This window comes from Malonomonas rubra DSM 5091, assembly GCF_900142125.1.
Lineage (GTDB): Bacteria > Desulfobacterota > Desulfuromonadia > Desulfuromonadales > Geopsychrobacteraceae > Malonomonas > Malonomonas rubra.
Window position 1 is genome coordinate 50,526 of the sequence record NZ_FQZT01000016.1, and the last position, 6,493, is coordinate 57,018.

Sequence of the window (6,493 nt, forward strand, 5' to 3'; positions counted from 1 at the left end):
TTGGTTTGTTAAAGTTTTTTTGTCGTGTTTGATCCATTTTCTAATTTACTTGAAATCCAGCCTGTATGAGGCTCATTGTTTTTACAATATTTAATTTCATACCAGACTGTCCCGAATCCGAAAATACCAGCACTTTTTGAACGTATAATTTCAAATTTTTCCCCTTCAGATATAGAGTCTATTTTAGGTGCAAAACTATTGAGGGTCGGGGCATCTTCACGGACATTGATTGAGGCTACGATAATTTTATGAGATGACTCTATTTGGCATTCAGCCGATTTTTTTGTATCGTTTTGATCAGTTTTGGGGGCTGAAGATTGAGTTAGGAAATTGTTTCTTTTGGCAAGACTCACCAGTTCTCTTTGAACTTTAAGCTGCTCCTCCTGGGTTTCGATTAATTTGGTGAGTCTGTTCAGCTGCTCTCTATTGGGATCGATTTGAGTTTTGTCATATACAACAAAAGCAAAACCAACTATAGAAGTAATTGAGGCTATTATTCCTATTGCTTTGCCAAAGCCTAATTTCACCACTGTCCCCCAAATATATAATTGAGCTTTAACGGTTCACGATAAGCGGGTGGCGACGAACTGCCTGCCGACCACCACAATTTTAGATTTTGTTTTTCAATTTAGCACAGACGTATTTTTCGTCCGGTTGATTTAGTTTATTAGGGCGTGTTATTGTGTACCGAAAGGCAGTACATAATAGGAGGTGCCCTATGGAAACTGTTAGCGTAAACCAGTTTCGTTCAAACATGAAAAATTATGTCGAACAAGCAGCCAATGAGCATGAGCCGATTAAAGTGACCCGCCGTAGCGGGGGCGACTTTATTGTTATTAGCGCGGAAGATTGGGAACGTGACCAGGAAACCCTTTACGTTCTCCAAAATTCCAGTTTGATGAAGCAAATTTCCGAATCTGCTCGTACGCATGTAGAGCGTTCCGGTTATACACCAACGGATGGAGAAATGGATGAGATCCTTGGTGTTTGAAGGTAGCACATGGGCTACCTATGAAGAGCTTAGAACAAAAGACAAGCGCTTGCATAAAGCACTTTGTTCAATTTTGAAAGAAATGCTTCGGGGGGACCCGACAACTGGCACGGGAAAGCCCGAAGCGCTTCGCCACAATCTTACCGGCTTTTGGTCACGCAGACTGAGCCAAAAAGATCGTGTCGTTTATAAATTTGACGACAACTACATCTACATTTTCGCCATTGGCGGGCATTACGAACAATTTTGAGCCCTAAAGGTTTGTGATAACCGGCGGCGACTCGAAGGTTCTGCCACCACCGCAATTTTAGGTTTTGCTTTTCCATTCTGCACAGACGTATTTTTCGCCCGCGTTGATTAGTTTGTTATGTGCTTCTTTTTGTGGTACAGTAATTTGTACATGTACCGAAAGGAGGTCAGCACATGGAGGCTATTTCGTACACTAACGCAAGAAGTAACTTAGCAAAAACAATGGAAAAGGTCTGTGAAGACCATGATCCTGTCATTATTACGCGTCGTAACGAGAGTTCGGTTGTAATGATGTCTCTTGAAGATTACCAGGCCCTTGAAGAGACCGCATATTTGCTGAGAAGTCCGAAAAATGCTCGACGGCTTTTAGAGTCTATTGCTCAGCTGGAATCTGGCGACGGCACTGAGCGGGAGCTTTCTCTGTGAAGCTCATATTTTCTGAAAATGCTTGGGATGATTACCAGTATTGGATAAAGACTGATAAGAAAATCCTCAAGCGGGTGAACGCTTTGATACAGGATATTCAGCGTTCACCTTTTTCCGGAATCGGGAAACCCGAACCCTTGAAACATGGCCTGTCCGGATATTGGTCCCGACGAATCAATGACGAGCATCGAATCGTTTATAAAGTCACGGAAGATTCCATTCTTTTTGCTCAAATTCGCTACCACTACTAATTTTTGCACATAACGGTTCATGATAACCGGCGGCGACGTGCTGCTTGCCAACCACCGTAATTTTAGATTTTGCTTTTTGGATTAGCAGCTTGTGTTTTCTGTCCGGTTGATTATGTTGTTAGGATGATATTTTGAATATCAATAGTGCCCATCCCGTCAATATGATTATAAAAACAAGTATTTGGACTGTAAGTAAACCATGGGCCTGTTTGTACAAAAAACCTTGATTCTTATAGAAACATAAATTTTTTTCAATGCCCCACTTTTCCTCAAGAGCTATCAATGCTTCTCTTGAACATTTTGTAGGAAGACTATAGTAATAAATTATGTAAGCCCAAACTGAATAAAATATTATAGATCCAACTGCAAAGAACCAAACATATTCATGATTTTTAATTGCAAGTGCAAAACAACCAAGAGATAGTGGAATAAATATTCCTGATAATGTCCAAGCTAGAGTATTTGCCATACGCAACCAATTGCTTGCGTGCTCATAAACTTTTAATTCTTTTTCTTCCATTGTTAATCCTAACGGTTCATGATAACCGGCGGCGACGCGAAGCTTCACCCACCACCGCAATTTTAGATTTTGCTTTTTCGTTTAGCACAGACGTATTTACCGTCCGCGTTGATTGGTTTGTTAGGCTTTGTCTGTGCTTTTTATATTATTTTCTCAATGTATTTCTTGTGAACTTTTTCAAAGTCAAAAGAGTGCAAAAGAATTGGAATGCTTAGAAATATTATCATTCCTGCTTCTGCGGCACCGAAGTCCTTAAAAAGTGAAAAGTTTTCAAAAGCTATAAATGATAGGATTATGCTTGATAGAAACAATAGCTGAATTGTAATAATTACACGATAAACTATATAATTAAAATTAGGTAAATATTCTTTTAGTGGTTTGAATCTTGGGTCAAAATGGTCGTCTCCGAAAATATCTTTATATCTTGAATTTAGATTTGACTTTCTTATTTTAAAATTAACATTTTGATCTCTTCTGAAGCCATATCCTATATTTATATTTATTAAACCTAAAAGACACAAGATTGATTGAGCAGCAAGGTATGAAAGTAGCAGGTGGATTATGCTGTAAACCTTTTGACCGCTAACTTTGCCAATGATTACATTGAATAATTCTGATTCACTGGAGATGTTGGAATATACGATTGCATATCCTGTTATTACTATTGCAAGAGAAGATACTACTTGAATAAGTAATTTCTGGTGATGATTTTGATTTTCTGCGAATTGCCTATGGAAAGACCCAAGAAGGTCATCTTCAAGGGTAGTTAAGCAATGCTTCTGTTTGACAACTCTTCTCATGTAGTTGGCCTTTTTGATTGCCTAACGGTTCATGATAACCGGCGGCGACGAACTGCTTGCCAACCACCGCAATTTTAGATTTTGCTTTTCAATTTTGCACAGACGTATTTTCCGTCCGGTTGATTGCTTTGTTAGATGCCTTTTCTGGCCAGACATAGATGAAAAAGAAAAATGGGAAAGCGAGCACATTCCCCATGAATAAAACGATGCCCCATAATGATTTTTTTTCTTGTGGTACTCGGTCACTTTTAAAAAGAAACCAAATATAAAAACCAATAAGCGCCCAGCCCATAAGGATTGTAATTAAATGTAGATTGAAAAAAGTGTCAAAGTTGTTGTGGAGAATATTTCCTTTTGATTCATCTGAAACGGAGAACATTGCAAACATGAAAAATATGAAATAAATAATTGGCCATGCGGTGAGTAAGCCAATTATGATTTTTATTGGTTTTTTCAGGTTTTGCATTTATTCCTCTTTTGGCATCTAACGGTTCATGATAACCGGCGGCGACGTGAAGCTTAGGCCACCACCGCAATTTAGATTTTGTTTTTTGGCCAAAAGCAGACGCATTTTCCGTCCGCGTTGATTAGTTTGTTATACGCCCATTCGGATACCGAGCCGGTTCAAAAAATTGTCTACGGTTTCGTCTTCCATTGAATAAAAATGTTTTTCTGCACTTTCTTGAAGTGCTTTTTTTAGCTCTTCATTGGTTTCCGATTCTTCCACAAATTTAGCCATTCCTAAACGAAATGCTTGATGTAGGTCTTCGATGTGTAGAGCGATAATGTTTTTCTCACCAGTTTTTTGTAGGGCGGCATGTAGCTCTTCGTGAGTGGCTGCACCCCAACAATAAGCAACTCTTTGTGCTTTTCCTGCTTTGCTTAAATTTGATTCGCTTGTCATTGTGTGGAGGATCGCACAACGAGCAGAATAAATGTCTTCTGCGGTACACGGGAGCTTTTTTTCCGGAAGCATATATTTTTCAACCCACGAAATGAATCGTGTACGGCCATTATTGCTTTTGTCCATTGATGCAGCCCAGCTGAAAGAATCAATGCCTGAGTAGATGAGCATTAAAGCTGGCATTTGCAACCGATTGGCTATGCACCAGTCAATAGCTGTGACCGCTTGAATGAAATTTTGGTAGAAAGCTTTGTTTGCCAAGATCCCCTCCATTTCTTGGCGTATAACGGTTCATGATAACCGGCGGCGAAGAAAGTTTTCGAGTGCCACCTAAGTTTACAAAATTTTGCAGAAGCATTTTCCGTCCGGTTGATTAGTTTGTTAGGTGACCTTTTTCACCATTCTACATTTTGGATATTCTGAGCAGCCCCAGAATTTGTTGCCTGCTTTTGCCCCTTTTTTTGCTGTCCGTAAAACCATACTGCTTCCGCATTTTGGGCATATTTGTTCACTGTTTGGGTTTGACCGAGCTTTTAGTTGTTGCACATGGTTCCGATTCGTTTCGCGAGATGGGGCAAGCCGACCTGATTGGATTTGTGAAATTACCTTATTTACTTCTGCGTCAGAAAGAACCGGTTCGTTGAAGGATTTGATGTATTTACAGTAGCCACCGCCATTAAATACATTGGCAGGCATTGGGGTTTTGAAAGTACAGTCTCCGGCGAAAACGACAACTGAATGTATGATTTCCGAAGATATATTAAGTGCGGCTTCCAATGCTTTTACGTGCTTGTAGTTTTGATGCAGTGGGTTTTGAAACTTGTAAGTTTTTTTATAAATCGTTTGTGTCCACTGCTTTTGTTTCTCCCCGCCGAAAATCCAACCTTTCATGTTTTTAGTTTCAACAACGAAAATGCCAAATTGTGAAACGAAAATATGGTCTATTTGTGTTGTGCCATCCAGGGTTGGCAAGGTGACATTATGAATCGGGTGGTAAATATTTTCTGGCAGTAGAGATTTGGCCGAATACTTGACCGTTGCTTCACCCACCATTCCCTTAAACCAAGGGGATTTGATGATGATTACAGCTATGGCCAAAAGTAGAAGTATGATGATTGAAATGTAATTCATGTTTTTCAGTCACCTAACGGTTCATGATAACCGGCGGCGACGTGAAGATTCGGCCACCACCGCAATTTGGTTTTGCTTTTCAGAAAAGTCGGCTGCCATTTTCCGACCGGTTGATTAGTTTGTTAGCAGGCTTTTCAGTGCCGCGCTTTACAAAACTTTACGCAAGCTTCGCAACAGTTAACATTTTGAAGTTTTTTTCTGTTGTATATTGCATGTATCGGAATTGTCACTTTCGCACCCCATTTAACCAAGACAAAAGGAGTAGGTCCAATGCATATGAATTCATTCGGTAGCTGGTTCTGTGGACCCAACGGCTTTTTTTCTGGGTTTCATTTTGGTGGTTTTATGCCTCTTTTGTTTTGGGGCATTATTCTTTTTCTGCTGTACAAAATTGCTCAGAGCATCATTTCGGCGAATAAAGCCAATAACATAAATATGGAACACCCCGATTCGCCAATTTCTATTCTTGAAAAGCGGTACGCCTCTGGAGAAATTGATCAGGAAGAATTTCTCCAGAGGAAAAAAGATCTGAACGGTTAGTGCCACCACTCCTTTTTTTATTCTTGCCTGCTAACGGTTCATGATAACCGGCGGCGACGAACTGCTTGCCAACCACCGCAATTATAGATTTTGCTTTTCAATTTAGCACAGACGTATTTTCCGTCCGGTTGATTAGTTTGTTAGGGCTTTTTTCCTTTACAGGGCGACATTTCGCTACCGTCTGCGATGGTTAAACCGCAGTCATAATAGGAAATTTCAGCTTCACCTTCACCGTTAGGGCCATAAAGCCCCTCAAATGACCTTGTACTTAGTGGGGCATTGCATTGTGGACATACAAGCGCAGAATCTTCAATCAGCTCAGCAAGTGCATACACTTGCGCTCTTGTTTCTTTAAGTTCTTTTTCTTTTTTAAATATTTCTTTCTTGTGATTACCGCCATCAAGGCTTAGACGCTCAATTTCTTTAAGGGCTATTTCGACTCGTTCAGACAATTGCCTTGATAACACATCTGGTGATTGGTTCTGCAATTCTAGGATCTTGTTTTCTTGTTGCCTCGATTGTTCTCGAAGAAGCTCGATTACGCTATCTTTTTGCGATACGAGGGATCGATAGATCCCAAATAGAGTTAAAACGAAAACAATTATTGAGGCTATTTGAGTACCAAATATAAATTCGTTGCTCATATTGATTGCCCTAACGGTTCATGATAACCGGCGGCGA

General features: G+C 40.0%; 12 protein-coding genes. 5 read left to right on the forward strand and 7 right to left on the reverse strand.

Translation table 11 applies throughout. The features are described from left to right. Positions 1–8 precede the first annotated feature (8 nt). On the reverse strand, positions 9–527 hold the full coding sequence (locus tag BUB13_RS15790) for an SH3 domain-containing protein (protein ID WP_072909733.1): 519 nt from the start codon (positions 525–527) through the stop codon (positions 9–11). A 191-nt stretch (positions 528–718) separates the two neighbouring features. On the opposite strand from BUB13_RS15790, the gene BUB13_RS15795 reads away from it, so the two are divergent. The 4 genes from BUB13_RS15795 to BUB13_RS15810 all read left to right on the forward strand — a co-directional run bounded on the left by BUB13_RS15795 (position 719) and on the right by BUB13_RS15810 (position 1,917). Beyond that, positions 719–991 (forward strand): type II toxin-antitoxin system Phd/YefM family antitoxin, encoded by a 273-nt coding sequence (locus tag BUB13_RS15795; RefSeq protein ID WP_072909734.1) that lies wholly within the window; start codon positions 719–721, stop codon positions 989–991. Further along, positions 972–1,241 (forward strand): Txe/YoeB family addiction module toxin, encoded by a 270-nt coding sequence (locus BUB13_RS15800; protein WP_072909735.1) that lies wholly within the window; start codon positions 972–974, stop codon positions 1,239–1,241. The genes BUB13_RS15795 and BUB13_RS15800 overlap by 20 nt, the downstream gene beginning before the upstream one ends. 173 nt (positions 1,242–1,414) lie before the next feature. Further along, on the forward strand, positions 1,415–1,666 hold the full coding sequence (gene yefM, locus BUB13_RS15805; RefSeq protein WP_072909736.1) for a YoeB-YefM toxin-antitoxin system antitoxin YefM: 252 nt from the start codon (positions 1,415–1,417) through the stop codon (positions 1,664–1,666). Beyond that, positions 1,663–1,917, forward strand: a complete 255-nt coding sequence (locus tag BUB13_RS15810; RefSeq protein ID WP_072909737.1) for a Txe/YoeB family addiction module toxin — start codon at positions 1,663–1,665, stop codon at positions 1,915–1,917. Before yefM ends, BUB13_RS15810 begins: the two co-directional genes overlap by 4 nt. A gap of 118 nt (positions 1,918–2,035) precedes the next feature. Here BUB13_RS15810 and BUB13_RS15815 read toward each other — a convergent pair whose 3' ends face one another. From BUB13_RS15815 to BUB13_RS15835, 5 genes are all read right to left on the reverse strand, one after another. Further along, positions 2,036–2,437 (reverse strand): hypothetical protein, encoded by a 402-nt coding sequence (locus tag BUB13_RS15815; protein WP_072909738.1) that lies wholly within the window; start codon positions 2,435–2,437, stop codon positions 2,036–2,038. 140 nt (positions 2,438–2,577) lie between these two features. After that, a complete protein-coding gene (locus BUB13_RS15820) occupies positions 2,578–3,237 on the reverse strand; it encodes a hypothetical protein (protein WP_072909739.1) in 660 nt (219 codons plus the stop codon). A gap of 88 nt (positions 3,238–3,325) precedes the next feature. After that, a complete protein-coding gene (locus BUB13_RS15825; RefSeq protein ID WP_072909740.1) occupies positions 3,326–3,703 on the reverse strand; it encodes a hypothetical protein in 378 nt (125 codons plus the stop codon). A gap of 129 nt (positions 3,704–3,832) precedes the next feature. Further along, complete coding sequence (locus tag BUB13_RS15830; RefSeq protein ID WP_072909741.1) at positions 3,833–4,402, reverse strand: hypothetical protein; 570 nt, start codon at positions 4,400–4,402, stop codon at positions 3,833–3,835. A 120-nt stretch (positions 4,403–4,522) separates the two neighbouring features. Continuing rightward, a complete protein-coding gene (locus tag BUB13_RS15835) occupies positions 4,523–5,272 on the reverse strand; it encodes a nuclease-related domain-containing protein (protein WP_072909742.1) in 750 nt (249 codons plus the stop codon). Between the two features lie 270 nt (positions 5,273–5,542). Between BUB13_RS15835 and BUB13_RS15840 the strand changes: the two genes are divergently transcribed. Beyond that, positions 5,543–5,812 carry an SHOCT domain-containing protein gene (locus BUB13_RS15840; RefSeq protein ID WP_084092208.1) on the forward strand — a complete coding sequence of 90 codons (270 nt, stop codon included), beginning with the start codon at positions 5,543–5,545 and terminating at the stop codon, positions 5,810–5,812. Positions 5,813–5,952: 140 nt separating this feature from the next. Here BUB13_RS15840 and BUB13_RS15845 read toward each other — a convergent pair whose 3' ends face one another. Further along, a complete protein-coding gene (locus BUB13_RS15845; protein WP_072909743.1) occupies positions 5,953–6,456 on the reverse strand; it encodes a hypothetical protein in 504 nt (167 codons plus the stop codon). Positions 6,457–6,493 lie beyond the last annotated feature (37 nt).